The organism is Porphyrobacter sp. GA68, assembly GCF_022605525.1.
Classification (GTDB): domain Bacteria; phylum Pseudomonadota; class Alphaproteobacteria; order Sphingomonadales; family Sphingomonadaceae; genus Qipengyuania_B.
This window is the reverse complement of the sequence record NZ_JAKQYJ010000001.1, coordinates 59641-86170: the sequence shown is the minus strand read 5'-3', so window position 1 is coordinate 86170 and position 26530 is coordinate 59641. Positions and strand designations below refer to the sequence as shown.

The window sequence follows — 26530 nt, the reverse complement described above, 5'->3', positions numbered from 1 at the left end:
CTAGAACCAACTCTGCGCTTTGTGCAATATGCGTTGCTGCTGGGATTGTTCGGCTGGGCCGCGTTCCGCGTGATTGGCCTAAGGGCCGCGGACTGGCTACCCGCGCGAAGCGGCGCGATAGCAAACATCGCCGCTGCGCTCGCACCGGTCGTGTCGGCGGGTCTCATGCTGTTGTCGATTGCGGCGATGATGGGGCAGCCCTTGGCTGCGTTGGAATGGTCGACGATCGAGGCGATGGCGCTCGGCACTGGAATGGGCTGGGCATTCTCGGTGCGGACGGCGTTCCTGATCGCAGCGGTGGCAGCGCTTCTTGCGGCACGCGCCAGCTGGCGTCTGCCGATCGCCGCCGCGTGTTTCGGCGCGGCGCTGATGACGCTTGGCTGGAGCGGACACGCAGCGGCGACCGAGGGTGCGCTGGGCTCGCTTCACCGTATCAGCAACGGCGTGCACCTGCTCGCGGCCGGCTTGTGGCTCGGCGCTATCGGCTGGTTCTTGCATCTGTCTATCAACGCCCATCGCGAACCGGGGCATATCTCGGCACCGCCGCTGCTGACCATCATGCATCGGTTCGCCCCGCTCGGGGTGGCGTTGGTGACCATTGTCGCAGCCTCGGGACTGCTCAACGCCCAGCTGATTTTCGGTCTGGAGAATAGCCCCGTCACACTGACGACCACCTACGGCCTGCTGCTTGCGGTCAAGATCGGGGCTGTTGCCGCCATGCTCGCGTTCGGCGCGCGTAACGCGCGGCTGAGCCGGCAAATGGTTTCCGCAAACGTGGCGGCCGACCCGACCGAAGACGCCGCGTCGGCCGAGGATATCGAGCCAATCGAGGCCGCAGCGCTACCGGCACTTCGTCGAAGTCTGACGATGGAGTTGTCACTCGCGCTCGTCGTCATTGGACTGGTGGCGGTGTTCGGCATGTTGTCGCCGATGATGATGACCTAGTGCCCTGCTCGTCTGCAACTGGAGTATCGACGGTGGGCGTCATCATGTCGAGCTGACTGGCCCGCATGCACTTAGCCGTCTAGCTGGAAACCCTCAAAGGGGGGGCGAGACATGGGTAGCGCGACGACGATCGATCGAGACGGCCCAGCGCAATCGCGCATCGATAGCCTAGATGCGGCGCGTGGCCTCGCGGTCTGCGGCATTGTGCTTTTGAACATCTACAATTTCTCCATGCCTCCAGCCGCCTATTTCAACCCATTGGCCTACGGCTACACTGGGCCGGAAACGATGGTGATCTGGGCTATTGAATCGATCCTCGCCCAAGACGCCTTTCGCGCCGTATTCGCAGTGCTGTTCGGAGCCGGAGTCGCGATCCTTTTCGAGCGCGGTACGACATTGCGCGGGCATCTGGCGCGGATGCTGGTGCTGCTGATTATCGGATATTTACACGCGGTTCTGCTCAACAACGGGGACGTGCTGCGGCTCTATGCGCTGACGGGTCTTTTGCTCCCACTGCTGCTGAGACTTTCGCAGCGTGGACTGCTGGTCGCGATTGGTTTGCTTGCGGCGCTGCACCTAGGAGGGCTCGGCTGGTTCATGTGGGGCTGGCTGCGCTATTGGTGGGACGTTCAGCACGGTATGGGCGATCCCGCAGCTCTGGCGATGTGGCAGGCCGAGTTCGGCGCTGAACCAATCTCTCTCGAGCGAGGACTTGCGGAAGGTCGCGAGACCTTGGGCGAGCGAATTGCCCGGCGCGCTTTCAACTGGCAGGGGCCGCTTGTCATCTTCCTCGTCTTTCTGCCGCAAACGCTGGCGGCGATGCTGCTGGGGGTTTGGAGCTGGCGCAGTGGTTTGCTACGCGGCGACTGGGACATGCTCCGCTCGCGACGCTTCGCGCTCCGCATGGCGCTCATTGCTTTGCCGCCGATGATCGCACTGTGCTTCGCAGCCTTCTGGAGCGGCTTCGCTGGGCCAGTCGTCGGGACCACCGCGCTCGTTTGGAGCCAGCCGTTCGCGATCATGCTCGGTCTGGCTTACATCGCAGCACTGTTTGCCCTGTGCGGGGCGAGATCGCTTCGGACTGGCCTAGGTGGTCGCCTTGCCGCGGCAGGACGCTTATCGCTAACAAACTATGTCGGTGCGAGCGTCGTCATGGGGGCCTTGTTTCACAGTTGGGGGCTGGGGTGGTTCGGATCTGTAAGCCGCGTCGAGGCGACGCTCATCGCGCTCGGGGTAATCGCACTTATCCTGACCGTCTCGCCGCTATGGATATCGCGGATCGGCGGCGGCCCGTTCGAACGATTGTGGCGGGCGGGCACGCGGATTTTGGCCTGACATGTCAGGCCTGAGGTCGTCCTACTGGCTTGTATTGCCCAAACCGGTGTGGCTTGGGAGGGCATGAGGTTATGTTACTACGATGAGGGGGGCAGCCAAGCAGTTCCTTTCGGCATGGCACGGCCGACTTCGACTCGGCGATCGCTGGGCCATGTGGCGAGGCGACATTGGCGATGGGGCCGTCCACCGCCACTTTGCCGCGCAAGCGGTCATCTCCGATCGACCGAGGTAGCGGGATGAGCGCCACCGAGAGGTAGACGCTTGCTTCGTAGGCAATCCCGTAAATCAGATCACGAGCGGCATCGCCGCGGTCACAGTTCCAAACCGGTTCGTAGGGAATGATGCGCTCTACCGCGAACGAGGTGGCGATCGCGGCAAGCAGCAGCGGCAGCAGCCAGAACCACGCTGCCTTCGAGGCCACAAGCCACACTGCCGCGCCATTGTAGGCCAGCAGTATCAGCGGCGCATACAATACCTTGAGGACCGGGCGCACGTCATTTGCCTTCCGAAAGGGACGCACCCGGATAGGCCCCAAGGGCGATGCTTGGCTGGAACGCTCCGGCTAGAAACGCGGGCGGCAACGCATTCGCTTCGTTCGACCCCGGTTTTCGCTCGAACACATTGGACGGGTGGCCTCTCCATAATGAGTTCACGAGCGCATTTTCGCACGCACAATCCCGAAAACCGCCGATCACATGACGGGGGCGCGGACGGCCTAGCCGCCCGCGTCAGGGAGTTAGGCGGCCATCTTGTCGCAGGCGTCGGCGCATCTGCGGCACGCCTTGACGCACTCCTCCATCCCGTCAAGGCCTTCGCAGCTCGCCGCGCACGCGCGGCAAATCTCAGCGCATTCGCGACAGATATGGTGATGATGGGCTGATTCGCGAGCCATGAACTCGATTGCAACTGCGCAAATCTGCGCGCAATCAGCCATGATCTTCATGTGCTCTGGTGTGGCGTGCCGTCCGCCCATCTCAAGGCAATGATTCATCGCCATACTAAGGCAGGTCACATGGCATTCGTGGCAGGCGTCCATGCATGCCTTCATGACGGGATCGATCTGGTGCATCGTTGGTCTCCGTGAAATCCCGTCCACAGAGACGTCCATGGCGGCTGGGCGGCTTCCGTGCAACTTCTCATGCAATCCCGGCAGACATCGCCCCATGGGCTGAACCTATCACATTTTGTAATGACCTATTCGAAAAGTGGTATGACGTGGAATTTATTCTAGGCAAAGATAGTTCCAGAGTTACTCTCGGCGCGGGAATGGGGCCGCGTCATCCCTCGGAGATGACGGATCACGAGAGGGAGAGGCTTGATGGTGACGCGCAACGCACGCAAGGCAATCTTGGCCACGGCTTCGGTTGGCACCCTTGGACTCGCAACGCCGGGGGTCGCGCAACAAGCGGACTCGATTCAAGCGGAACAACCCGGCGCCACCACCGATGAAGGTGACGCGATCATCGTGACCGGCACGCGCCGCAACGATTTGACCGCCGCTGAATCGTCCATTCCGATCGATATCATCAGCTCGGCTGAGTTGCTCAATCAGGGGTCTTCAGACGTAAATGATATTTTGCGCCAGCAGGTACCGGCGCTCAACGTTCAGCGGTTCACCAGCAACGACGGGTCGGTCTTTACCCGGCCCTACAGCCTCCGGGGGCTCCCACCCGATCAAACCCTGGTCCTGGTCAACGGGAAGAGGCGCCATCGCGGCGCGACGGTTCAACTGTCCAACATTCCCTACATTAGGGGGTCGCAGGGTCCGGACCTTGCAACCATCCCGTCGATCGCGATCGGGCAGCTCGAGGTGCTGCGCGACGGCGCGTCGGCCAATTACGGATCGGACGCCATCGCCGGTGTATTGAACTTCCGCCTGCGCGACGACAGAGACGGGGCGACCATCATAGCCCGATACGGTCAATTCTATGAGGGGGACGGAGAGGATTACCTGCTCCAGGGCAACATCGGATTGCCATTCACCGCGGGCGGTTTTGTCAACATCAGCGGCGAGTACACAAACTCGGCAATCACCTCACGACAGAACCAGCGCCCCGATGCGCAAGCGCTGATCGACGCGGGGGTGCAGGGGGTGCCGGTGCCTGCGCAGCGCACTGGAAACCCCGACGCCGAAGCCGCGCGGCTGTTCGTCAATGCAGGGCTCGACCTCACTGACACGATGAAGTTCTACGCCTTTGGCAACTATAGCTGGAGCGCCGGGACGACCGCCTTCTTCTATCGTTATCCAGGCACGAACCCACCGTTCGCTTTCCCCACCAACTCGCTCTTCAACAGCGTTCCCCTGACTCAGACGCCCGGCGGACCCCGCTTTAGCTTCCGGACCCTGTTTCCGGGCGGCTTCTCGCCTGACTTCCATGCCACCATACGCGATGCTTCACTAGTTGGGGGCCTGCGCGGTAACCTGGTGGGTGATCTTACCTACGACGTTAGCGCTTCGCACGGCCGCAACAACGTGGTCTATCGGATCTCCAACACGGTCAACCCGTCGCTCGGTCCCAATTCCCCGACCGAATTTCGGACCGGTGAACTCGAACAGCGTGAACTCAACTTCAACCTCGACCTGGCCTATCCGATCGAGGTCGGCTTCGCCGAGCCGCTCAACCTCGCCGGCGGGCTGGAGTGGCGCCGAGAAACCTGGGAGGTCACCCCCGGAGAGCTCGCATCGTACCAGGTCGGGCCATTTGCCTCGGTGCTTGAGCCCGACACGCCCGATCCCACGGACAGAGTGGGACTGCCGGCGGGATCGAGCGGATTTCCCGGCCTTGGCCCATCGCAGGCTGGGACGTTCTCGCGCAGCAATTGGGCCGCCTACACTGCTCTCGAAGGCGACATCACCGACTGGCTGAGCTTCGGTCTTGCCGGCCGCTTTGAAGACTTTTCAGACTTCGGTTCGAAGCTGACCTGGAAAGTAAACGCCCGGGCAGAATTCTCGGATGCGATTGCGGTCAGAGGCTCGGTGAACACCGGCTTCCGTGCGCCCACTCCGGGACAGTCAAACGTTTCATCCACTTTCGCAAACATCAACGCACTTACAGGCCAGCCATTCATCACCGGCATCGTCGCCCCGACAAACCCGGTCGCGCTCTTGTTCGGAGCCCAGCCCCTCAGGCCCGAAGAATCCTTCAACATCGCCGCCGGCGTCGTGTTGACCCCGGCCAATCGGCTGACCTTCACGATCGACTACTTCAACATCAAGGTGGAGGACCGCATCGGTCTGTCGGGCGGGTTCACGCTCACGCAGGCCCAGCGTGACCAGTTGGTCGCCGCGGGCATTCAAGGCGGCGGCGACTTTACCACCATTCAGTTTTTCGGAAATGCATTCGACAGTCGCAGCCAGGGTGTGGACGCCGTGCTCACCTATGGCTTCAACCTCCTCGACGGAAGTGCGACGATCAGCGCCAACGCCAACTATACCAAGACCCAGGTGACCAGGGCCGGGCCGCTGATCACGGGTGATCGCGAACGTCTGCTCGAGCTGGAGGACTTTGTGCCCGACTGGAAGGGCAATCTGGCATTCGACTACAAGGGCGACCGGCTCGGGTTCTCGACGACAGCCAGCTACTATGGGAAATGGACCGACTTCGGTCCCAACCTGGCGAACGATCAGACCGGAAGCGCTGAGATCCTGGTGGACGCGGAGGTGTCGTACCGTTTCACCGATGTCTTCAGCCTCGCGGTGGGCGGGAGCAATATCTTCGATAATTATCCGGATCGTGAGATACGCGCGTCGCAGTTGATCAACGGGTTCAAATACCTTCGCTTCTCGCCCATCGGCTTCAACGGCGGGTTCTGGTACGTGCGCGGAACCGCGACGTTCTAGGACGCGCCTTCATGGAACCCGAGGTCCGCCGACGACCCGCGGCGTCAAAGGCGCAAGTCTCCATCGTACCCTTCTGCGGGCTCGAAGCATGCGCATGCGGATGCTCGGGTCGCAGATCGCGGCGGCCGGGTGCCCTGTCCGCGAGAAGACAGACTCTTCACACTAAGGCATGAATACATTGACCCTCTCGACCCAGTCTCGATCACGGCAGCGCCATGCGCTCAATCCCGAACTCGCGGGCTTCGAGTGCATCAGCTGCAGCCTACAACTGGAGATCGCGGACTTTCCCGAAGGTTGTCCCTCCTGTTTCGCGCGGGGCGAGCCATCGACCGTGAGGTCACGATTTCGCACGCCGCCGAGCGCGGTGGCTGATCCATCTCGCCAGCGGATGCAGCGATATGAAGCCTGGATGCCCTACGCCTCGTGGATTTCGCTGGGCGAAGGCGGAACGCCCTGCACCAGCATTCCTGCCCTTGCCGACCAGCAAAGGGTCCGGGCCATCTACATCAAAAACGAAGGGCTCAATCCGAGCGGCTCCCACAAGGACCGAACAAACTGTCTTGTGGTGACCCGCGCCCTCGACATCGGCGCGACCGGGGTCGTTGCCGCCTCAAGCGGCAACGGGGGCGCCTCGCTGGCGCTCTATGCGGCGGCCGCAGGCTTGCCCTGCCGCATCGTCGTGACGCCCGCGCTGTCACCGATCTTCCGGCGGGCGATCACCGTCACGGGAGCCGAAATCATTGAGGTGTCAGATAGTCTGGATCGGTGGCGCCGGGTCGCAGACATGTCGAAGAGTGCAGGATGGTTCGCCGCGACGAACTATCTCGATCCGCCCGTCGGGAGTAATCACTTCGGCCTGCAAGGGCTTAAAACCATAGCCTACGAGATGTTCGAAGAGTTCGGGCCCGACCTTGTCGACGTGATCGTCGTTCCAACCTCGAGAGGGGATTTAATCTGGGGCATCCATGAAGGATTCCGCGATCTTGCGGGGCTAGGGCTCACCCGCGTTCTGCCTCGCCTCTACGCTGTCGAGCCGTTTGCAAGAATCAGCGAGGTGCTTGCAGGAGCGCCGGTGACGGGGTCATTCCCTGGGACTACCGCGCTTGCGTCCATCGGGGGCTCGACCGTAACCTATCAGGCGGTGGCCGCAATCCGCGCGAGCCGTGGAGGCGCGGTTGTCGTTGACGACCAAGCCGTTGCGCGGGATCAGGAGCGTCTCGCGCGCCAGGGCTGTTTTGCAGAGTCTTCCTCGGCGGCCGGGCTTAGCGCGGTGGACCGACTGCGGGCCCAAGACCGGGTTTCGAGTGAAGAGACAGTTGCGCTGATAGTCACTTCGACCGGGTACAAGGATACACCTCCAGGCGAGGCCTGGTCATGAACGCCCCGAAGAACCCGGATTCCCTGCTGCGCCGCGAGATTGGCCGTATCGGAGTCGCCACAATCGCGATGAACGGTGTAATCGGTTCGGGCATTTTTGCCCTGCCTGCCGTCGCAATCGCGAACGCCGGCTACTTCAGCCCCTGGGTCTTCATTCTGTGCGGGGTGCTCATCATCTGCGTAGCGCTCGCGCTCGCTCGGGCGGCAAGCTTCTTCGACATCACCGGCGGGCCGATCGTCTATACCACGCACGCGTTCGGTCGCTACGTCGGCTTTCAGACCGGCTTGCTCATCTATGTGAGCCGCGTCGCCGCCATTGCCGCCAGCGCCACGCTGATCGTCAGCTACGGCGCCGCGATCTGGAGCCCGCTTGCGAGTGGTTTACCGAAGATCGTGGCGATCGCCGGCTACGTCTTCCTCGCCACGATCCTGAATGCGGGGGGCGTGCGGACCGGAATGATCGCGGTCTATCTGGTCAGTATCCTGAAGCTCTTGCCGCTGGTGCTGCTGGTCCTCGTGGGCGTGCCATCGATCGAGTGGGGGCTCATCGCCGGCGCGGATGTGGTCGATTCAGGAACACTCGGAGAGACGATGCTCGTCTTGATGTACGCGTTCATCGGCTTCGAGTTCAGTCTCATCAACGCAGGCGAGACCCGCAACGCAAGGGCCGCGATCCCCAGGATGCTCGTCACGACCGTGGCATCCGTTGCAATCTTCTACACGCTCATCCAGCTAATCGCGGTGTCGGTCGGGCCTGACCTGGGTGACAACGAAGCGCCGTTGGTCGTGCTTGCTGAAAGGCTTATGGGACCCCTTGGCGCAGTCGCTCTGGGCCTTGGAGTGGTCTTTTCGGTCGGCGGCGGAAGCCTGACTTCCTTCGTGACCGCCCCGCGCCTTACCTTTGCCCTGGCTCGAGACGGCAGCCTGCCGGCCTGGTTCGGGCGCGTGAGTGAACGGACCGGTGCACCCATCAATTCGATCATGTTCTGCGGAGTGCTCTGTTTTGCCCTGGCGATCAGTCAGGGATTCGTCTGGCTTGTGACTCTGAGCACATTCATCCGCCTGGTGGTCTATCTCCTGTGCATCGGGTCGCTTCCACGAATCGAAAGAACGCTTCCAGAAGAGAAGGACCAGTTCAAGCTACCCGGGGGGCTGGCTATCCCGGCGGTGGGATTCCTCCTCACGCTCTGGCTGATCAGCCACTCGACGCTTCAGAACTTTTCGATCGCAGCCGTAATCGTTGCAGTAGGGACGCTGGTGTTCTGGCTGTCGACCCGAAGCAACGCCGGAGCGGAGGTGATGCCGCGATGACCGGTGCGCACGCTGAGAGCCGAGTAGCAAACGGATGTCGCCCCGGTAGAAAATCATGGTGCGTCAGGATGGGAGAGAGAGGTGGCAGGCGCCCCTGTCGGTGCCTCACCGAAGGCACCTTGAGCGATCAATTCGTCCCGCTTTTCGGACATGAGCTCAATGAACCGCACCGCCGTTTGCGAGAGCGGTCGGAGCAAGGGTGTGTGCAGCATATACTCGAATTCGATGCGTGGCTTGAACGGCCGAATGACCAGGCCCTGCCGGACGAAATCCGCCGCAGCGGCGGGATTGATGATCGAGCAGCCCACGCCCTCCATGACGAGACCGCAGACCGTCATCGCATATTGGGTCTCGACGACCAGATTGCGCTCGACACCGGCATCCTCGAACACGCGGTCGATCCTTCGGCGGGCCTGGTCGCCGGACATAAGCGAGATGAACGGCTCACCGGCAAGGTCCGCCGGCTCGATGACCTGCCGATCCGCGAGATGGTGGCCAGGGGGGAGGACGCAAGCCCCTGCGGATCGCAGAAAGGTCGTCGAAGAGACACCAGAGATTTCGTGGGCTCGCGTCGCCAGACCAACGTCGAATTGCTGATTGGCGAGCCATTGGCGCACGGTCGACGAGCTGAAGGTATACAGCCGGATGGAAACGCCGGGATGGCGCTTGCGGAACTCACCGATCACGCCCGGCAGGAAACTGAACGAAAGCGCAGGCAGCGATGCGATATGAAGACTTCCTGTCGCCAGATTGCGGATGCTGTCCGCGGCGCGCTTGAGCCCCTCGACACCGACGAAGCTGCGCTCGACCTCGTGGAAGAAAAGCTCGGCTTCCGGAGTGACGGTCAGAGCACTGCCCTTCGTCCTGACAAACAGTTTGAAGCCGAGGGAATGCTCGAGGTCGGCCACGAGTTTGCTGACCGCCGGTTGCGACAGGTGCATTGTCTGGGCCCCGTGGGTGATCGAACCGGTGGTCATGACCGCACGGAAGGCCTCGAGCTGTCGCAAGTTCATCCTAGCCCCCTCCGGTCATTCCCGATGCTTATAGCCTGCACGGCGCACGGTGCTGCAAGGAATGAATCGACAATGCCGCGCGAGAGCTGGGTGGACCGAGCCAGGTCCCGAAAAACCGTCGCGCATGACCCCATTTCGCCAACATGCGGCCAAAAGGCTCCGTGCGAGCACCCAGCGGTGCTGCGTGCAGAGGCGCTGATTACGGAACAATCTCTATGAATGGTCGGAAACTCTCAGGCGCAGAATCGCGGGCTGAACCCGGAGAGGCATCGCTCGTCACCGAGTTAATCCACTCCAATTCTCCATCCGCGAGAGCCGCGGGTCTGCTGAATCCGCCCGTCCATCGCGCCTCGACAATCACATACGACACCGTCGAGGACTACATCGACCGTCACACGCGAATTTACGACGAGGTGATCTATGGCTTGTACGGGACTGAAACGACTCTGGCGCTCGAAGCAGCGATCGCAAAGCTCGAGCGGGGCTATCGAACAGTCGTCACCTCATCGGGGACGGCAGCGATCGCGCTCGCCCTCTCCGCCTTTCTGAAAAACGGTGATCATGTTCTCGTCATCGACACAGCTTACCGGTCAACTCGCCGGTTCTGCGACGAGATCCTGAGCGGAGCGGGCGTTGAGGTGTCCTACTTTCCTCCCGACGCCGCGAACGGGATCGAGGCGTATATCAGGCCCAATACCCGTGCGATTCTCCTTGAGACGCCCGGCTCGCTCACCTTCGAGATGGCGGACATCGGTGCCATCGCTTTGGTTGCGCGTGCTCGCGAAATCGTGACCATCCTCGATAACACCTGGGCGACACCGCTCTTTTTCCGCCCAATCGAGCATGGAGTCGACGTATCAATAGCGGCGGCAACGAAGTATCTCTCCGGGCATTCGGACGTGATGCTGGGGGCAATGACTGCCGCCAGCCCGGAAATCTTCCGCCGGCTCAAGGATGCTGCCCGGCAGTGGGGCAACTGCGTTGGTCCCGACGAGTGCTACCTTGTTCATCGCGGCCTTCGCACGCTCGACGTTCGCCTTGAACGGCACCAGCGCAACGCGATGTCGCTCATCGCATGGTTGCAGAAACAGCCCGAGGTGCGCCGCGTCCTTTACCCTGCCCTTGCGGACGATCCGGGATACAGCATCTGGACCCGTGACTTTGCGGGCGCGAGTGGCCTGTTCGGCGTCCTCCTCGATCCTCTGAGCACCGCCGAGGTTTCTGTACTGTTCAACAACCTCAGCTTCTTCAAATTGGGAGCGAGTTGGGGTGGCTTCGAAAGCCTCATGGTCCCGGCCTGGCCGCCGCCGGTACGCAGCTGCATGAAAGTCGACGAAGGCTACCTGATCCGAGTGCATGCCGGACTCGAATCGAGCGACGACCTCATCGCCGATCTCGAACTGGCCTTTGCCCGACTGCGGCATCGATCCACGCGAGAATGACATTGGGCCGACCACGTCATTCCAAGGCCGAAGCCGGTTGCGCTTCCGTCGTGAACCGGTTTCAACGCTCAGCATCGCAGGAGCCAAGCCAGCGGGCCTCGGCCATCCAGACTACCACTGCGGATGTCCTTGCCGCCTCAAATTGATTAGAAATCAACGCGACGTTGCGCCTTTTACCAAGGCAGACAATTCGGAACTGGCCTGTCGATATCAACTCCTACGGACACGGTTCCTTTCGCGGCGATGTACAGAGCAAGCGAAATGCCGAACTCGACAATCTCCCGTCACACCGAAGGCTGCAGCCAAGGGACTCCAAGGAGATCAAGCCGTACCCCGCAGCAGGCGGGTCATGGGCATGCGGACCGGGCCCCGCATCACCCGCGCCCGCGCCTTGGCGAGAGCCGCCGGGTAGATGCTGCCAAACAGCCGGTCGAATGTCGCCGACCAGTCGTATTGGCTCTCGACCAGCAGCCGGCCAGCTCGTCCCGCGCCTTCCCAGTCGTCCCGCCACAACGCGGCGACATTGGCCGCCATCGCCGCCGCATCGCCGATCGGTCCGAGCAGACCGGTGCCCGGCGGTACGCGCGCAATCATCTCGCCGCCCGCAACCCCTACGACGGGAAGACCGCAGGCCTGGGCTTCAATCACCGAAACGCCGAATGTCTCGGTTGGCATTGCCGAGACGTAGATGTCGCTCGACGCGAGTGCGCGAGCCAAGGTGGCGCGATCCTCGATGAAGCCCGGGAACACGGCCGGCAAACCCGCCGCGCGCGCCTTCAGGTCATCGGCGAGCTTGCCATGGCCGATCAGCAGCATCGCCGCATCGAGTTCCGGGGGCAACAGGCGAAACATGTCCACCAGCACATCGGCCGCCTTCTCGTTGTCGAGGCGGCCGGAGTAGACGAGCAGAGGGCCGGTTTGGGTCAGCCCCAGTTCGCGACGGAATGCCGGGTCCGCCTTGTCAGGGTGGAAAAGACTGGTGTCGACCCCCAGCGGCAGCACGTCGGCGGAAACCTTCATCCGCTCCAGCATCGGCAGGCTGGTGCTGCCGACCGAATAGACCTTGTCGAACTCGCGATAGGTGATTTCGCCGTAGCAACAACTCAGGAAACGAAAGAACCTGCCCGCCATGGGTCCCATGAGATCGCTGGCGACGCGATAGACATGCGCCTCGGGAAAATCGGTGTGATACCCGGCGACCAGCGCCGTGGACGGCACGGCGCGGCGGTGCCGGATCGCGACCCAGGGCAGGATCCATGGGCACATCGATTCAACAATATCCGGTCGGTAGTGCGCCAGCACTTCGCGCACCTTGTCCTTGCGCAGGATGAAGCGGTAATTGGGGCTGCCCCGCACCGGCTCGGCGCCGATTTCGCACCAGATCGTCCGCCCGTCTTCGACAATACGGTCCTCAGGCCCCGGCACAATCTGCAGCAGACGATGGTCGCATTGCTCGGTAACGTAGCGCCGCTTCTCGGCTAGATAGACACCGATGCCGCCGCCGCCGTGCGGCGAATAGCTTTGCGTGAGATCACAGATCAGCAGCGGCTCATTGCCCGACATCGCGAAACGCACCCTTTCGTCGCCTGGGCGGTCGTACGGACGCAGCTTCATCGATATGATTGAAGACTTGCGACTGAGCTCGCCGTTCCCGATTTGCCCAGCGCCTCTAACCGTCTCTCGCGATGCTGGAAAGCGAACGCTCGCACGATCTACGGCTTGCCGGGGCCAAGCCTGGGGTTACCGCGATCGGCGTCAGCCGGGATGAGGCAATGGCCGCCTCAATCGCGAAATCCGCAGTAAAGAACGGTGCCGAGCGCGCGTCTGAGGGAGGCAGGCCGTCGGCCGCGGCCCGACCGGCTCCAGTTGCCCGCACGCTGTCCAAGGGCCCGCGCGCCCAACTAACGACCGCGCCGGGGCCGACTGCTTCCGGTACGACCTGTCTGCCAAAGCACAGAGCGGCCGGCCATTGCTAAAGCGAAGTGATGCGCTTGGATTAGCCCATCGCTGCTTTCTGCTGGTTGAGGATCAGTCGCAGGGCCGCCGGTCTGTTCGGCGGCCCCGACTTCCCGCATTTCAGGCTCTGCTGTGATTACCACGCGCGATGGTGTTGACGATCGTGGCGCTTTTCGAGGCGATCATGGATCTGGCGTTCTTGTCGCTGCAGGCGTCGATGTAAGCGACGATCCTGTTTCCTGCTGATCCCGTAATAATGCGCAGCGTCGTGTTCTCGCTCCAGTCGGTGATCTGCGCGATGATGCTGGCGCTCCAATTGCCGATGCTCACGATACTCGCGATCGGCGCGTCTGTTATCGTCCGCAGCAGCGGGCACGGCGACACCGACGGTGAAAGCCGAAAGGACTATCAAACTAAGTTTCCGCATGGCTCATCTCCTTGATATCAGAGTTTGTAAGCCAAGCGGCTGAACCGGTCATGATTCGCATGCTCGGGTCCCGTTCATGCGATCAAAGACGCACGCCAGTTAAATCGGCGAAAGCAAGCTTTTGATAGCGGCTTGTTTCAGCGCCGTCCGCCGCGCAGATGGAAGGTGCCGAAGCGTTAGCCCGGTCCAATTTCAGACTGACAATAGTTACGCCACCTGTGCCCGCAGGTCAGTGGGCGAGGTTTTGAGCCGAACTCACAATCATCCAAATCGCCATCGCGATCATCATGACATTCTCGGTCAGCGACACAAAGCCCAGCGGCACCTTGCTGCTACCGCCGACGCATGCGCATTTGATATCGCGCTTGTCGATATAGACAGCTTTGAAGACCGAAATCGCGCCGATTGTCCCAATGAAGAGCGCGACGGGCACTGACAGCCAGGTCAGCGCGCCCGCGATCATCAGTACACCCGCACCGGCTTCGGCGAAGGGATAGATGTAGGAATAGGGCACCCAGCGTTTCGCGAGCAGATCGTAGTTCAGGAACATGCTCGAAAAGCTTTCGATGTCCTGCAGCTTGAGAAGCGCCAGCACACACATGCTGAATGCGATGAACCACTCGCCCGCTCGCAGTGTGAAAGGCGATCCAAAGACCGCGTAGCTCGCCGCGAGAGCCATGAATGCGGTCATGGCAAAGACCGCGATCACAGGCCGGTAGCTGGTGGCATTCGGATCGCGCACCGTCTTGCCGAAGAAGCGCCGCAGATCGTCATAACCGCCGACCCGCTCGCCGCCGATGAAGACCTGCGGGGTCGTCTTGACCCCATGCTCGGTTTTGAAAGCGTCGGTTTCTGCACGCGTCGTGAGCCAGCGATCAGCAACCGCAAAGCCTTGACGCTCAAGCAGGTCCTTAGCCTTGATGCCGTAGGGACAGACATGATCCGTCATGACCATACGATGCAAGGTGGCCTGTTTGGTGGGGGCGGTTGCCATGATGATGCTCCAATTGTTTCGTGAACGCGCCCAAGCTATATAGGGTCCGTACCATAGTGCGGAGTCAAGCGATGAATGACCTCACCATCGGATTGCTGGCCAAAGCGGGTGGCGTCGGTGTTGAAACCGTCAGGTTCTACCAGCGTCGCGGACTGCTCGCCGAGCCTCAGCGACCTTCTGAAAATGGCGTGCGGCGCTATGGCGTGGATTACGTCCGAAGGCTCCGTTTCATACGCAGGGCACAAAGAGCCGGCTTCAAGCTGATCGAAATTCGTGAGCTACTGGCGCTCGATGCCACCCAAGACAGGGACCGCATCCAGACGCTGGCCACTTGCAGGATCGAAGCGCTTGACCAAGAGATTGCAGAGCTTCGGGCGGCGCGTCAGGCGCTGGCCTCCTTGGCCGTTGCGTGCAAGGCCGGGTCGCCTGGAGCGTGCCCGATCCTGACCGCCTTCGACGTCCAAACTCCATGACCACCACCTCCGGAAGCGCGAAGGTCTTCGCGGCTTTGCCGCCTGTTGTGGTGCCGGTGTCTTCCGTTGCAGACTTGACAATCGGGAACTTCTTGGCTCGCTTGTGCCTTAGGGTTGGGACGCTCCTGGCCGGGAGGATCGTAGACGTGCCGCGTCAGTCCTCAAAGTCTCGGCCCCCAAAGTTCAGGAGGCATGCGAAACGATGAGTTCGAGACCTGTTTCGGAATGGCTCCGCCCGTCCACGCTGCGCGACGAAAAGCTGTCAGCTGAACTTCATCGGTTCGACCCGTACGATATCATGGGCTACGTCGCGTTCGCCGCGGCGTTGACCAATATGATAGGCAGCATTTCAGGTGCCAATGTCGCCTACGACATGTTGCTTTCGATTTCGCTGGTGGGGGGCCTCTTGTCGTACATCAACTTTCACGGCGTGTTGAGCAAGGCCGCGCTTGTGCTCACGTTACTCCAGCTTGTATCTCTGCAATTCGCTTGAATCGTGCCACATGTTCTGCATGTCATTTACGCAGGCAGGCGAGTGCCAAATGCGCTAAAGGGTCGTCGATCCTGCTCTGCGTCTCAGCGCTGAGGCACTCCGCAACCACGAGGCACCCACCAGCCTGAATAGGTCGACATCCCTGCTGGTGCCGGTGCAGGTGCCGCGTGCCGGCGGTGCAATTGCCTCACCGGTCTGATCACGGACTGCTGGAGCAGCGAGGGATCCGGGCTACACAAGCGGACTGCGATTGGTCGGCCTTCTCCTGCGAGCCATAAGAAAAATTGACCCCCTTCCAGCACAGGCGTAGGACACCGCTGCAATGCTTCGCCGACTCCATCTCATTCTGGCAGCGCTTGCCATGCTGGTCGCACCGCTGGCGATGCAGTCTGGCATGGCCATGGCGGCCATGCCGATGGATCATCGCGAAATGACGAAGTCGGGGCATTGCGGCGACGAGGACTCCAGCAGCAAAGACCAGCCCGGCGCGATGACACAGTGCTGTGTTGCGATGTGCTCGGCCGTGGCTCCGCTCGGCGCCGCGTCGCTCGAGCCGGTCATGTATCACGCCCCGCTGCTGTTCGGCCTCCGTTCGACCGAGCATCGGGCTTTCCTGGCCAAACTTCCCACACCGCCTCCAAGGCTCGCGTGAAATCGCCCATCTTTCGATTTCACGGAGTTTAGGAACATGAACAAGCTGATGACCGCGGTTGCGCTGGCGATCGCTCTTCCGGGCGTCGCGCACGCCCAGGCCGCTCCCGCGGAGAAGCCGAAGATGGAATGCTGCGAGAAGATGAAGGACAAGTGCGCATGCTGCGACAAGATGGCGGCCAAGCCCGCCAGCGGCACCGACGCGCCTTCGAACCCGCACGCAGGCCATGACATGACACCCGCGGCCCCGGCCGACGGGCACGCGCACCACTAGGTCCGATCGACTGCCAGCGGGGGCCGTGCTCCCGCCGGCAGGCGATCGTCTTCACGCCAGTGAGCCAAGGAATCTTCGATGAATGAACTCGTCCTCGGACGGCGTGCGCTGCTGCGCGCCGCCGCCGTATCCGGCGCAGGCCTGGGCCTCGCGCATGCCCTGCCCGCATGGGCGCAGACCGGCTCACCGGGCCTATTGTCGACGCTGCCGACCCTTACTGGAGAAGACATTCGGCTCAGGGTGGCGCATAGCCCGTTTACGGTCGGCGGCCGTACGGGCCATGCCATCACCCTCAACGGCGTGTTGCCTGCCCCCCTCATTCGATTGAAGGAGGGGCAGAATGTCCGCATTCATGTCGAGAACACACTCGACGAGGACACGTCCATTCACTGGCACGGTTTCATCCTGCCCTTCCACATGGATGGAGTGCCAGGGATCAGCTTCCCGGGAATCCTCGCGAAGAGCTCGTTCACCTATGAGTTCCCGGTCGTACAGAACGGCACCTACTGGTATCACAGCCACTCGGGGCTCCAGGAGCAGTTGGGGCATTACGGGCCCATCATCATCGATCCGAAGGAACCGGATCCGGTCGCCTACGACCGCGAGCATGTGATCGTGCTCAGCGACTGGACCTTCATGCATCCCCACACGGTGATGGCAAAGCTCAAGCAGCAGGGCGGATATTTCAATCGGCAGCGGCAGACACTCGCCGGACTGATCGGCGGCGAAGAGGGCCTCGCGCGCACCATGCCGCTGTCGGAGCGGCTCATGTGGGGCGAGATGCGGATGGACCCAACCGACATCTCCGATGTCACCGGCTCGACCTACACCTTCCTTATCAATGGCCATGGCCCGGCCGAGAACTGGACCGGTCTGTTCCGCCCCGGCGAACGGGTGCGGCTGCGCTTCATCAATGCCTCGGCGATGACCATCTTCAACATCCGCATTCCCGGCCTGCCGATGACGATCGTCAACGCCGATGGTCAGAACGTCCGCCCCGTCGAGACCGACGAGTTTCAGATTTCGGTCGCCGAAACCTACGACGCCATTGTTACGCCAACCGAGGACAAAGCTTTTACCCTGGTCGCCGAAGCGATCGACCGTTCCGGGATGAGCCGGGCGACCCTCGCACCCCGAATGGGCATGCAGGCGCCGGTACCCCCTCTTCGTGCAAAGCCCGTCCTGAGCATGAAGGACATGGGCATGGGCGGAATGGACCATAGCGGCATGTCCGGGATGGACCACGGCTCGATGGGCGGCATGGATCACGGGACATCAGGCGCGACCTCTTCTTCCGGCTCGATGGCGGGGATGGATCATGGTGCGGGAAGCACAGCCGCCCAAGAGACGATGGCCGGGATGGATCACGGTGCGGGAACGGCGGCGATGGACATGAGCGGCATGAACATGCGCGACAAATCGCTGGTGCCGCCGAATGTGAAGGTCGGCGTTGGCGTCGATTCCATCGCCATGTCGCCCGTCGACCGCACGGGAGACAGGCCACTCGGGCTGGAAGAGGTCGAGCACCGCGTGCTCACCTATCATCAACTCTCGCCGTTGACGCCGTTCCACGATACCCGCGCCCCAACCCGCAGTGTGGACATCCATCTTACCGGCAACATGGAACGCTTCATGTGGTCGTTCGATGGCAAGAAGCTCAACGAAGGCGCCGAGCCGATCCGCTTTGCGCGCAACGAACGGGTTCGGGTCAATCTCATCAACGATAGCATGATGAGCCATCCGATCCACATTCACGGCCATTTCTTCGAGGTGGTTACCGGGATGCCGGGCGGCAACCCGGTCAAGCATACCGTCAACGTGATGCCGGGCGGGATAGCGAGCTTCAATCTTACCGCCGACGCGCCCGGCGACTGGGCGTTTCACTGTCACCTCCTCTTCCACATGCACGCGGGCATGATGAACGTGGTGAAGGTCCGGCCGATGGACGATGCGGGAGAAGCGGCATGAAGCGCCTTCACCTCGCGCTGGGCGCCTCGACGCTTGCGTTCGCCTGCCCGGCGATTGCGCAGCAGGCCGAACATCAGGGCCACACTCCAACTTCCGCTGCTTCAGCCACGCCCGCGCCGGCCGCGGATGCGGCCTGCCTGCCCGAGCATGCGGCAATGGGCCATTGCACTCCGACAAAACCGGCTCCGCAGGCGGCATCGACACCGGCGCAAGTCGCTGATGCTGCGTGCCCGCCCGAGCATGCGGCGATGGGCCATTGCACTCCAACAAGACCGGCTCCGCAGGCCGCACCCCCGGCGGCGCCAGCCGCTGAAGCTGCGTGCCCGCCCGAACATGCCGCGATGGGCCATTGCACTCCGGCCAAACCGGCTCCGCAAGCCGCACCGCCGCCGACGCCGACCGCTGACGCTGCGTGCCCGCCCGAGCACGCCGCAATGGGCCATTGCGCTCCGGTGAAACCAGCTACGCAGGCCGTGCCGGCGCCAGCCGCTGACGCTGCGTGCCTGCCCGAACACGCCGCCATGGGCCATTGCACGCCGGCAAATGCGGGGTCGCAACCTGCCGATCCGCACGCTGGCCACGCCATGCCCGGCATGGCGACTGCAGATGCCCCGCCGGTGGCGCCGGCTCCCCCGGAGGCGTTCTCCGGGCCGGAGCATGCCGGCGCGACAATCTTCGATCCCCAGTTGTTCGAGCGTAAGCGGCAGGAGGAGCTGATCGCGGAGCACGGCGGCTACGTCACCTGGTTGTTCCTCGCCGATCAGCTCGAATACCGCGTCAACGACGGGCGCGACGGCTACAAATGGGATCTACAGGGCTGGTATGGCGGCGACTACAACAAGCTGTGGCTCAAGTCCGAAGGCGAAGGCTCATTCGGCGAAAGTCCTGAGCAGGCGGAGGTCCAAGCGCTCTATTCCCGCGCGCTCGATCCGTGGTTCAATCTCCAGGTCGGTGTCAGGCACGATTTCCGTCCCGATCCCGAGCGCACGCATCTGGTCCTCGGTATCCAGGGGCTTGCCCGCTACTGGTTCGAGGTCGACGGCTCGCTTTTCCTCTCGAACAAGGGCGACCTGACCGCCAGGTTCGAAGCTGAATATGACCAGCGCATCACCAACAAGCTGATCCTCCAGCCCAGCATTGAATTCGACCTGGCGGCGCAGGATGTTCCCGAACTCGGTATCGGCGCCGGTCTGTCGACAGCCGAAGTCGGACTCAGGCTCCGCTACGAGTTCGTGCCCGAATTCGCGCCGTATATCGGCGTCGAATATGAGCGGGCGTTCGGCAACACCGCCGACTTCTCCCGCGCGGCGGGCGAAAATGTGGGTGGCTGGAGCTTGGTGACCGGCGTGCGGCTCTGGTTTTGATCATAGGGAGAAAGCGAATGAAGCTCCTAATTTTGCTGGCGGGGGCGGCTTTGGCGACGCCGCCGGCACTGGCTCATCCGGAAAGACATCAACCGGCTCCAGCCGCCGCCGCCGCGACCCAAGTCCCGCAAGCCGACGAGGCGTCCGTTAAATCGATCCTATCGCGATACAAATCGGCGATCGAGCGCCTCGACGCCACCGGCACCGAACGGCTGTTCACCGCCGATTCCACCATCTTCGAGACGGGCGGGGTCGAAGGCAGCTACGCCAACTATCTCGCCCATCACCTCGGGCCAGAGCTTAAGGAATTCAAGAGCTTCGCTTTCTCGGACTACAAGGTCGAGGTGCGCCTGGAAGGCCCCGTCGCCCTGGCCACGGAAAGCTACAAATATCGCATCGAGACCACGAAGGGTGAGGTCGTGGAACGCCTCGGCGTTGCTACAAGCGTACTCAAGAAGGAGAACGGCCAGTGGAAAATCCTGTCCATGCACAACTCCGGGCGCAGCCCGAGGCCCTCCGCATGAGCGCGCTGTCGCCCCGCCTTGGGAAATTCTGGCGACTAATCCTGGCTGTCGTCGCCGCGTTTGCCCTCGCGAACCTGTTCGTCACGCCGGCGGTGGCGCACGAGGAACACCGTAAGCAGCAGGCAGCCGCCGAGGCGCGCGAACGTCAGTTGGCCGGCGGCGCGGCGGAAAGCCCGATGGGGCACGAAGCCATGGAAGGTATGGTGATGGAGATGGACCGCTCCAATCTGCCCTTCTTCGAACGGCTGTTCGGCTGGATCGGACGATTGCACCCGGCACTCGTCCACTTCCCAATCGCCTTTTTCCCGGCGGCTCTGTTCACCGTGATCGTCGGCCGAAAGCGGCCCGCCTTCGCTGCGCCTGTGCAGTTCCTCGTCGTGGCCGGCGGCATCTTCGCGCCCGTGGCGGCCGCAGCCGGTTGGCTTGCCGCCGTGGGCTCGGACCCCGATCCGATCCTCAACTATCATCGCTGGATCGGGGTGGCGGTCGGGATCGTTGGCGCGGGTCTTGGCGTTTGGGCATGGAAACGGCCGTGGGAGGACCGCGGTGCGGGTATGATCCTCGCGTTGACGATCATGACCGTCGCGATTGTAATTCAGGGATTCCTGGGCGCCGCGGTGACGCATGGGTTCGAACATCTGATGTTCTGAGGACACAAATATGCAACAAGGTCTCGAAAATCATCAAGCCATGTCGCCAGGCATGCAGGGCGATCACTACCGCATGCTGGCCGTCAATCTCGGACTCAGCCTGCTGGTGATGTATGTCGCCATGTTCGCGATGATCTGGAGCTTCGGCGAATTCATCCAGAACGTGAACTTCCTCTACATGGCGCTCGTCATGTGGGCGCCAATGGGCGCGATCATGTTGGCTACGATGGGCAACATGTATCGCAACCGCAGACTCAATGCGGCGCTCTATGTGGCCTTCGCGGCGATCTTCATCCTTTCGCTGCTCGGCATCCGCCAGCAGAGCCTGGTTGGCGATAACCAGTTCCTGCGGTCAATGATCCCGCACCACTCGGGCGCGATCCTGATGTGCGAGCGTGCACAGATTAGCGACCCGGAAATTCAGCAGCTCTGCGAGGACATCGTCGTCTCCCAGGAGGCGGAGATCGCGCAGATGAAGGCCATGCTGGAGAGGAAATGACCATGGCCGAAAGCCTACCCTCGCTGAGCCGGCGCGCGCTCGTTGCCGGGCTTGCCGGTCTGGGCGGGCTCGTCATCACGGGATGCTCTCGATCGCCGGAGCCGGGTCAAGCGCAGGTTGACGCCTTGGCCGATTCTCAGGCTGCTCCGCAACGCGCATCAATGACGGTCTACCGCGATCCCAGCTGTGGCTGCTGTAAGGCGTGGGCGGAGATTGCCGGAGAGGCTGGCTATCGGGTTTCGGTTGTCGACCGGCCGGACATGTCAGCGATCAAGCGCAAGCTCGGCGTTCCGGAGGAACTGGCTTCCTGTCACACAACCGTGGTCGGCGGCTACGTGATCGAGGGGCACGTTCCGCTGGCGGAAGTTCGGCGCCTGCTTGCAGCGCGTCCAGCCGGGATCAAGGGTATTGCGGTGCCGGGCATGCCCCGCGGCTCGCCCGGAATGGAAATGCCGGACGGTTCGACCGATCCGTTCGAGGTAATGGCGTTTGGCCGCGACGGCGAGGTTTCGGTTTTCCGCGCCTGACAGCCGCCCCGCGCAGAAGATGGAGAGAATTATGAGAAGGATATTTGTTGGATTGGGAACCGTGCTTGCGGCGTCTCTGGCGCCTGCGGCATCGGCGCATGATTTCTTCCTGTTGCCGGTGCAGTTCAGCGATGACGCAAGAGGGCCTGTGGCGATCCAGGCTACCGTCGGCTCCAGCTTCCCGAAGCCCGAGACTGTCGTCACGGCCGACCGGGTCGAGCAGCTGACCGCCATGGGGAACGGCGAACCCACGGTGCGGGTCGCAGGTGCGGGACCCGCTGCGCTCAACCTCGAGGTGGCCGGCGCCACGCCCGGCTTGCTGGTGACCGGAGTCGGGACCAAGGCTCGCGACGTCGATTACGCCGAGGATCGCATCCCTCTCATTCTCGGCGAGTATCGCGTTCTGCCCGGCGCTGCCGCGGCGGTGGAGGCCTTGTCCAAACCGCGCACCTGGCAGGTAGTGTCGCGGCGGTTCGCCAAGACGTTCGTGTGTGTCGCGAGTTGCACGGATCGCTCGGCGGCAGACCGGTCGTTCGGCGCGCATCTCGAGTTTGTCGGCAGTCGCTCGTCTGCCGATCATTTCCGGCTGCTCGCCCACGGCAAACCCTTGACGAATTATCCGATCGACCTGGTCGGGTCGGACGGCGCGCGGCAGCACCTCACGACCGACGCTCAGGGGGACATCCATCTCCCTGCGGGGGATCGCGGCGCGATGATGCTTTTCGCCGCGAAACTGGAACCTCCGACGGGGGCGGGGCGCTTCACGCTCGATCTTACCTCACTGACATTCAGTAGGCCGTGACGACACATTCCCGAAGGAGAAGAACGATGCAAAGAGTCCTGCTTGGCATGAGCGCAGTCGCGCTGATCGCCTCCCTCTCGGCCTGTGCCGATAACGACGGTCCGGACCAGAATGCCGGTGCAACCGCAAGCGCCGACGATTCGATGGCAATGAGCGGACCCTTCGGGGAATCCGAGATGCGCATGGACGAGGCGATCATGACCGCCGTCGGCGTCAACGCCGCGGACAGTTGGGTCCGCAAGATAATCGAGCACCACAAGGGCGCGGTCGAGATGTCCCGCATTGTCCTGGCGCAGAACCCATCGGCCGATGTGGGAATGATGGCGCAGCAGACGATAGACAAGCAAACCAGGGAGATCGCCGAGCTTGAAAAGCTGATCGCGAGCGGCACCCCCAATCCGGCCAGCGGGGAGCTGTATCGCCCCGCGACCATGCAGATGCATGAGGCGATGATGGGTGCGAAGGGCGCGGACATTTCCGAGACCTACCTGCGCAAGATGCTGGCGCATCATCAGGGCGCCGTCGCGATGTCCGATGTGGCTCTTGCGAACGGCGCGAGCGGTGCCGTCCGTGCGCGGATTGAAAAGACCAAGGCCGACCAGCAGAAGGAAGTCGCCATGGTTGAAGCCATGCTCCGCGGCGAGCCTATGACTGCTTCCGCACCAGCCGCGCGAGATCCTGTGGCGTCGGCGCCAGCCGCGAGACCTGCGGCTCCGAAACCTGCCCCGGCGAAGCCGGCGCCGGCCAGACCCACGGCGGAGCCCGCCGCGCAGCCTGAAGCGACGCCCACTTGCCTGCCCGAGCATCGGGAGGCGGGACACTGCTGAGCTTGCTTAGCGCCCCCGGGAGCACCTCACCGGGGGCGCCGTCTTGCAACTATTGGAATGTTGCCAACCAAGCCAACTCGAGGCAACGGGCTTCGTGCGATACGTCGGCTTGGCCACCGCCCAAGATGGCCATTTTTGATGAAGTACGTGGGACTGCGCTGCGAAGCGGGTGTGCTCACGATGCCGGTCAAGGAGCCGCGAACGCTTCGTCTTCGCTGCCATGATCGAGAGGCCCAGCCAACGCGTTTGTCGAGCTGGACCGCTATCTCGACTGCAGCGCAGCGGCAGCACCGGTTGCCCTATCGAGCTTGGAGGCTCGCACTGTCACGCCAGCCATTTTGCGACAGTTCAGGCACAGTGCCTCGCGCCAGTAAGGGAATAGTATGTTCGCCTGGTTCGCTCGTCGGTATCTCGACGTCCTTGGCTCGATCTACATCTACAACGAGCATCGAGGCTACACGGCAATCGACCGCGTACTCGAGGCGGTCCGGAAGCGCTACCCGACCGATCGAGCGCTAAACGCCGCAATCGAGCGACACCGGGCCGACGAGCGAAAACACTACAACATGTTTCGCAGGTGGTTCGAGCTGCGCGGAGTTATGCCACTCGCTTTGGACCGCGCGTTTGGCCACATCGATCGCTTCATCGAGATCGTGTTCCGAAAGTCAATCGACGAGCTAGACACACAAGCGGTCATTGATAGCGACGAGCTTTTCGAGCAGCTTTGTCGGGTCATCTCGCTTACTGAACGCCGCGGCTACCGAACAGTCGAGGCGTTGCTCAGAAATCCCATCGTTCTCAAGGACCCGGTGCTCACGAAGATCTTCCGGATCATCCATAAGGACGAACCCAGCCATTGGGCCCCCTATGAAGGCTGGCTGAGCCAGCATGGGCGGGAACGCTCCACTTTTCGGGAAAAATTGGTCGATGGCGTCGTTCACTCGGAATTGCTGATATTCAAACTGCCGTTTGTTTTTTTTAACCCGTGGCTGAGGCGGCGAACCGACTGGGCGGACGCGGGAGAGGTGTCTACCCGCCCCGGTTGTCCCTGGTTTCTCCTGACGCATTCATGATCGATCAGTTGCCAGGCTAATTTCTCTCTATGCTGCGCTTGTGAAGCTCCCAAGTACAAACGTCCAAGGGCGAGAGCGAGCATGTGTCGCGTCGTGGGGTCGATCGTCTTCGGCCCCCAAGGCAGGCGGAAATTCGGAGCGCATGTGACTGTCGGCTTGGAGTCCGATCTGCGTTTGAGCGTTCACGAATAAAGGGTTAGCGATGCCTTGCGGACAACTATGGTGACATGGGCATGTCGTCGGAAACTGTAATTGCGTCGGTCGGAGAGCCGCGCGAAAGCGATCGAAAGGGTGGGCGCTGACGTGACATTTCGCTTCCCGGTCCTGGCGCGCAAGACGCACAAATGGTTCGGGCTCTTCATCGGCCTGCAGGTGGTGGTGTGGTCGCTGAGCGGCGTCTACATGACAGTGGTCCACATCGACACGATCCACGGCGACCATCTCGTTCGCGAGATGCCCAGTCCGGGCATTGAGGCGGGCGGTTTGCAGGATCCGCTGGCGCTCGCCGCCCGGGAAAAGGCGACCGGCATCAGGCTGGCGTGGGTCGATGAGCGCCCGATCTATGTCACCGAAGGGCCCGCGGGCGAGCGCGCCTTCGCGGCAACCTCGGCTGTGCCGCTGGACTCGCCGAACGAGCAGGCAATCAGAGCCCTGGCATCGTTTTACTACACCGGGTCCGAGCCCATCGCGTCGGCCGAACTCATCACCGAGGTGCCAGGGGAAATCCGCGGACGGAAGGCGCCGTTGTGGCGCGTCGAGTTCGCTCACTGGAACCGGCCGACCTTCTATCTCTCACCGGTCACCGGCGAGCTTCTCTCGCGGCGCCACGAGCTGTGGCGCGTATTCGACTTCGTGTGGATGCTCCACATCATGGACTACGACGAGCGCGAGAACGTCAACAATCCGCTGCTGCGCGCCTTTACCTGGGGAGCGGTGCTGATGGCGCTCTCGGGCATCTGGCTGCTGTTCTACGCCTTCCCCAAGCGCAAGAAGAAGGGAGGTCTAGTCCAATGACAGTCAAGTCGATCTGGCTACGCAGGATTCACAAGTGGGTGGGTTTGGTCATCGGCCTGCAGTTCGTGCTGTGGACGATCAGCGGCGCGGCGATGGCGCTGCTCGACATGGAGACGGTCGCCGGAGGTCCGCGCCCGGAAGGGATCGAAGCCGCACTTTCGGGCGAGGCGACGGGTTGGAGGACGATTGTCGACCAAATCGACTTGGAGAAGGTCGAGGGGCTGCGGCTGAAGACGCTGCTCGATCGGCCGGTCGTCGAAGTGCGCACCGCCCGATCGACCCGGATGTTCGATGCCCGCACGGGTGAACAGGTGAGGATCACCGCGGCCGCCGCCCGGACCATCGCGCAGTCAAACCATCCCAGTAAAGCAAGTCCCGGCGCGGCGAAGCTTCTCACCGAGCGATCGCTGCCGGTCAGGGAGCACGAGCCGCCGATCTGGCAGGTCGAGTTCGCCGACGAGGACGCGAGCACCTATTACGTCTCGGCCACGACGGGGGCTGTGCTCGAGCGGCGGAACGACACCTGGCGCTGGTGGGACTTCTTCTGGATGCTCCACAACATGGACTATTCAGACAGAACGAGCTTCAACCATCCGCTGATCATCACAGCCGGCATGGCAATGGCCTGGCTCGCCGTAACGGGCTTCTGGCTGCTGTTCCGGACGATGTGGCGGCACGACTTTGCCTGGCTGCGTAGACGCCGCACCCGGCAAGCCTGACGGCACCCCCAGAGGTGGCCGCCGGAACCAG

Annotated in this window: 27 protein-coding genes; 21 read left to right on the top strand and 6 right to left on the bottom strand. The window is 62.4% G+C overall.

Features of this window, described 5'->3' with window-relative positions; all coding sequences use genetic code 11:
- Positions 1 to 45: 45 nt before the first annotated feature.
- Positions 46 to 945, top strand: a complete 900-nt coding sequence (locus LHJ54_RS00450) for a CopD family protein (RefSeq protein WP_228241593.1) — start codon at positions 46 to 48, stop codon at positions 943 to 945.
- A 111-nt stretch (positions 946 to 1056) separates the two neighbouring features.
- Entirely contained in the window at positions 1057 to 2280 is a 1224-nt protein-coding gene (locus LHJ54_RS00445) for a DUF418 domain-containing protein (protein ID WP_228241591.1), read from the top strand.
- A 4-nt stretch (positions 2281 to 2284) separates the two neighbouring features.
- On the opposite strand, the gene LHJ54_RS00440 is transcribed toward LHJ54_RS00445, so the two are convergent.
- Both LHJ54_RS00440 and LHJ54_RS00435 read right to left on the bottom strand, forming a co-directional pair.
- Positions 2285 to 2773: a hypothetical protein gene (locus LHJ54_RS00440; RefSeq protein ID WP_228241590.1), complete on the bottom strand. Its 489-nt coding sequence runs from the start codon at positions 2771 to 2773 to the stop codon at positions 2285 to 2287.
- A gap of 243 nt (positions 2774 to 3016) precedes the next feature.
- A complete protein-coding gene (locus LHJ54_RS00435; RefSeq protein ID WP_228241587.1) occupies positions 3017 to 3349 on the bottom strand; it encodes a four-helix bundle copper-binding protein in 333 nt (110 codons plus the stop codon).
- A gap of 249 nt (positions 3350 to 3598) precedes the next feature.
- Between LHJ54_RS00435 and LHJ54_RS00430 the strand changes: the two genes are divergently transcribed.
- From LHJ54_RS00430 to LHJ54_RS00420, 3 genes are all read left to right on the top strand, one after another.
- Complete coding sequence (locus LHJ54_RS00430; protein ID WP_228241585.1) at positions 3599 to 6121, top strand: TonB-dependent siderophore receptor; 2523 nt, start codon at positions 3599 to 3601, stop codon at positions 6119 to 6121.
- A gap of 364 nt (positions 6122 to 6485) precedes the next feature.
- Positions 6486 to 7499 (top strand): pyridoxal-phosphate dependent enzyme, encoded by a 1014-nt coding sequence (locus tag LHJ54_RS00425; protein ID WP_241721411.1) that lies wholly within the window; start codon positions 6486 to 6488, stop codon positions 7497 to 7499.
- On the top strand, positions 7496 to 8809 hold the full coding sequence (locus tag LHJ54_RS00420; protein WP_228241583.1) for an APC family permease: 1314 nt from the start codon (positions 7496 to 7498) through the stop codon (positions 8807 to 8809). The genes LHJ54_RS00425 and LHJ54_RS00420 overlap by 4 nt, the downstream gene beginning before the upstream one ends.
- Before the next feature lie 53 nt (positions 8810 to 8862).
- Here LHJ54_RS00420 and LHJ54_RS00415 read toward each other — a convergent pair whose 3' ends face one another.
- Entirely contained in the window at positions 8863 to 9822 is a 960-nt protein-coding gene (locus LHJ54_RS00415; protein WP_228241581.1) for a LysR substrate-binding domain-containing protein, read from the bottom strand.
- 215 nt (positions 9823 to 10037) lie between these two features.
- On the opposite strand from LHJ54_RS00415, the gene metC reads away from it, so the two are divergent.
- Positions 10038 to 11264 (top strand): cystathionine beta-lyase, encoded by a 1227-nt coding sequence (gene metC, locus LHJ54_RS00410; protein WP_228241579.1) that lies wholly within the window; start codon positions 10038 to 10040, stop codon positions 11262 to 11264.
- Between the two features lie 321 nt (positions 11265 to 11585).
- Here metC and LHJ54_RS00405 read toward each other — a convergent pair whose 3' ends face one another.
- From LHJ54_RS00405 to LHJ54_RS00395, 3 genes are all read right to left on the bottom strand, one after another.
- Complete coding sequence (locus LHJ54_RS00405) at positions 11586 to 12878, bottom strand: glycosyltransferase (RefSeq protein WP_228241577.1); 1293 nt, start codon at positions 12876 to 12878, stop codon at positions 11586 to 11588.
- Positions 12879 to 13340: 462 nt separating this feature from the next.
- Positions 13341 to 13550, bottom strand: coding sequence for a hypothetical protein (locus LHJ54_RS00400; RefSeq protein ID WP_228241575.1), 210 nt, complete (start codon positions 13548 to 13550; stop codon positions 13341 to 13343).
- A 326-nt stretch (positions 13551 to 13876) separates the two neighbouring features.
- Positions 13877 to 14641, bottom strand: a complete 765-nt coding sequence (locus tag LHJ54_RS00395; protein ID WP_228241574.1) for a glutaredoxin — start codon at positions 14639 to 14641, stop codon at positions 13877 to 13879.
- A gap of 71 nt (positions 14642 to 14712) precedes the next feature.
- On the opposite strand from LHJ54_RS00395, the gene LHJ54_RS00390 reads away from it, so the two are divergent.
- The 15 genes from LHJ54_RS00390 to LHJ54_RS00320 all read left to right on the top strand — a co-directional run bounded on the left by LHJ54_RS00390 (position 14713) and on the right by LHJ54_RS00320 (position 26499).
- Positions 14713 to 15114 carry a MerR family transcriptional regulator gene (locus LHJ54_RS00390; protein ID WP_228241573.1) on the top strand — a complete coding sequence of 134 codons (402 nt, stop codon included), beginning with the start codon at positions 14713 to 14715 and terminating at the stop codon, positions 15112 to 15114.
- A 202-nt stretch (positions 15115 to 15316) separates the two neighbouring features.
- On the top strand, positions 15317 to 15607 hold the full coding sequence (locus LHJ54_RS00385; protein WP_228241571.1) for a hypothetical protein: 291 nt from the start codon (positions 15317 to 15319) through the stop codon (positions 15605 to 15607).
- 322 nt (positions 15608 to 15929) lie between these two features.
- Complete coding sequence (locus tag LHJ54_RS00380) at positions 15930 to 16259, top strand: hypothetical protein (RefSeq protein WP_228241570.1); 330 nt, start codon at positions 15930 to 15932, stop codon at positions 16257 to 16259.
- A gap of 36 nt (positions 16260 to 16295) precedes the next feature.
- Positions 16296 to 16532: a hypothetical protein gene (locus LHJ54_RS00375; RefSeq protein ID WP_228241568.1), complete on the top strand. Its 237-nt coding sequence runs from the start codon at positions 16296 to 16298 to the stop codon at positions 16530 to 16532.
- Between the two features lie 78 nt (positions 16533 to 16610).
- Positions 16611 to 18500 (top strand): copper resistance system multicopper oxidase, encoded by a 1890-nt coding sequence (locus tag LHJ54_RS00370; RefSeq protein WP_228241566.1) that lies wholly within the window; start codon positions 16611 to 16613, stop codon positions 18498 to 18500.
- 593 nt (positions 18501 to 19093) lie between these two features.
- Positions 19094 to 19864 (top strand): copper resistance protein B, encoded by a 771-nt coding sequence (locus tag LHJ54_RS00365; protein ID WP_306437031.1) that lies wholly within the window; start codon positions 19094 to 19096, stop codon positions 19862 to 19864.
- 17 nt (positions 19865 to 19881) lie between these two features.
- Complete coding sequence (locus tag LHJ54_RS00360) at positions 19882 to 20388, top strand: DUF4440 domain-containing protein (RefSeq protein WP_228241565.1); 507 nt, start codon at positions 19882 to 19884, stop codon at positions 20386 to 20388.
- Positions 20385 to 21038 carry a DUF2231 domain-containing protein gene (locus tag LHJ54_RS00355; protein ID WP_228241561.1) on the top strand — a complete coding sequence of 218 codons (654 nt, stop codon included), beginning with the start codon at positions 20385 to 20387 and terminating at the stop codon, positions 21036 to 21038. The genes LHJ54_RS00360 and LHJ54_RS00355 overlap by 4 nt, the downstream gene beginning before the upstream one ends.
- A 10-nt stretch (positions 21039 to 21048) precedes the next feature.
- On the top strand, positions 21049 to 21537 hold the full coding sequence (locus LHJ54_RS00350; protein ID WP_228241559.1) for a DUF305 domain-containing protein: 489 nt from the start codon (positions 21049 to 21051) through the stop codon (positions 21535 to 21537).
- 2 nt (positions 21538 to 21539) lie between these two features.
- Positions 21540 to 22064 carry a DUF411 domain-containing protein gene (locus tag LHJ54_RS00345; protein WP_228241557.1) on the top strand — a complete coding sequence of 175 codons (525 nt, stop codon included), beginning with the start codon at positions 21540 to 21542 and terminating at the stop codon, positions 22062 to 22064.
- Positions 22065 to 22095: 31 nt separating this feature from the next.
- Positions 22096 to 22866, top strand: coding sequence for a DUF4198 domain-containing protein (locus LHJ54_RS00340; RefSeq protein WP_228241555.1), 771 nt, complete (start codon positions 22096 to 22098; stop codon positions 22864 to 22866).
- Between the two features lie 47 nt (positions 22867 to 22913).
- A complete protein-coding gene (locus LHJ54_RS00335) occupies positions 22914 to 23693 on the top strand; it encodes a DUF305 domain-containing protein (RefSeq protein WP_228241552.1) in 780 nt (259 codons plus the stop codon).
- A 383-nt stretch (positions 23694 to 24076) separates the two neighbouring features.
- Positions 24077 to 24766 (top strand): ferritin-like domain-containing protein, encoded by a 690-nt coding sequence (locus LHJ54_RS00330; RefSeq protein WP_228241551.1) that lies wholly within the window; start codon positions 24077 to 24079, stop codon positions 24764 to 24766.
- A 303-nt stretch (positions 24767 to 25069) separates the two neighbouring features.
- A complete protein-coding gene (locus LHJ54_RS00325; RefSeq protein WP_228241549.1) occupies positions 25070 to 25780 on the top strand; it encodes a PepSY domain-containing protein in 711 nt (236 codons plus the stop codon).
- The gene (locus LHJ54_RS00320; protein WP_228241547.1) at positions 25777 to 26499 is read left to right on the top strand and encodes a PepSY domain-containing protein; all 723 of its coding nucleotides are present in this window, start codon (positions 25777 to 25779) and stop codon (positions 26497 to 26499) included. The genes LHJ54_RS00325 and LHJ54_RS00320 overlap by 4 nt, the downstream gene beginning before the upstream one ends.
- Positions 26500 to 26530 lie beyond the last annotated feature (31 nt).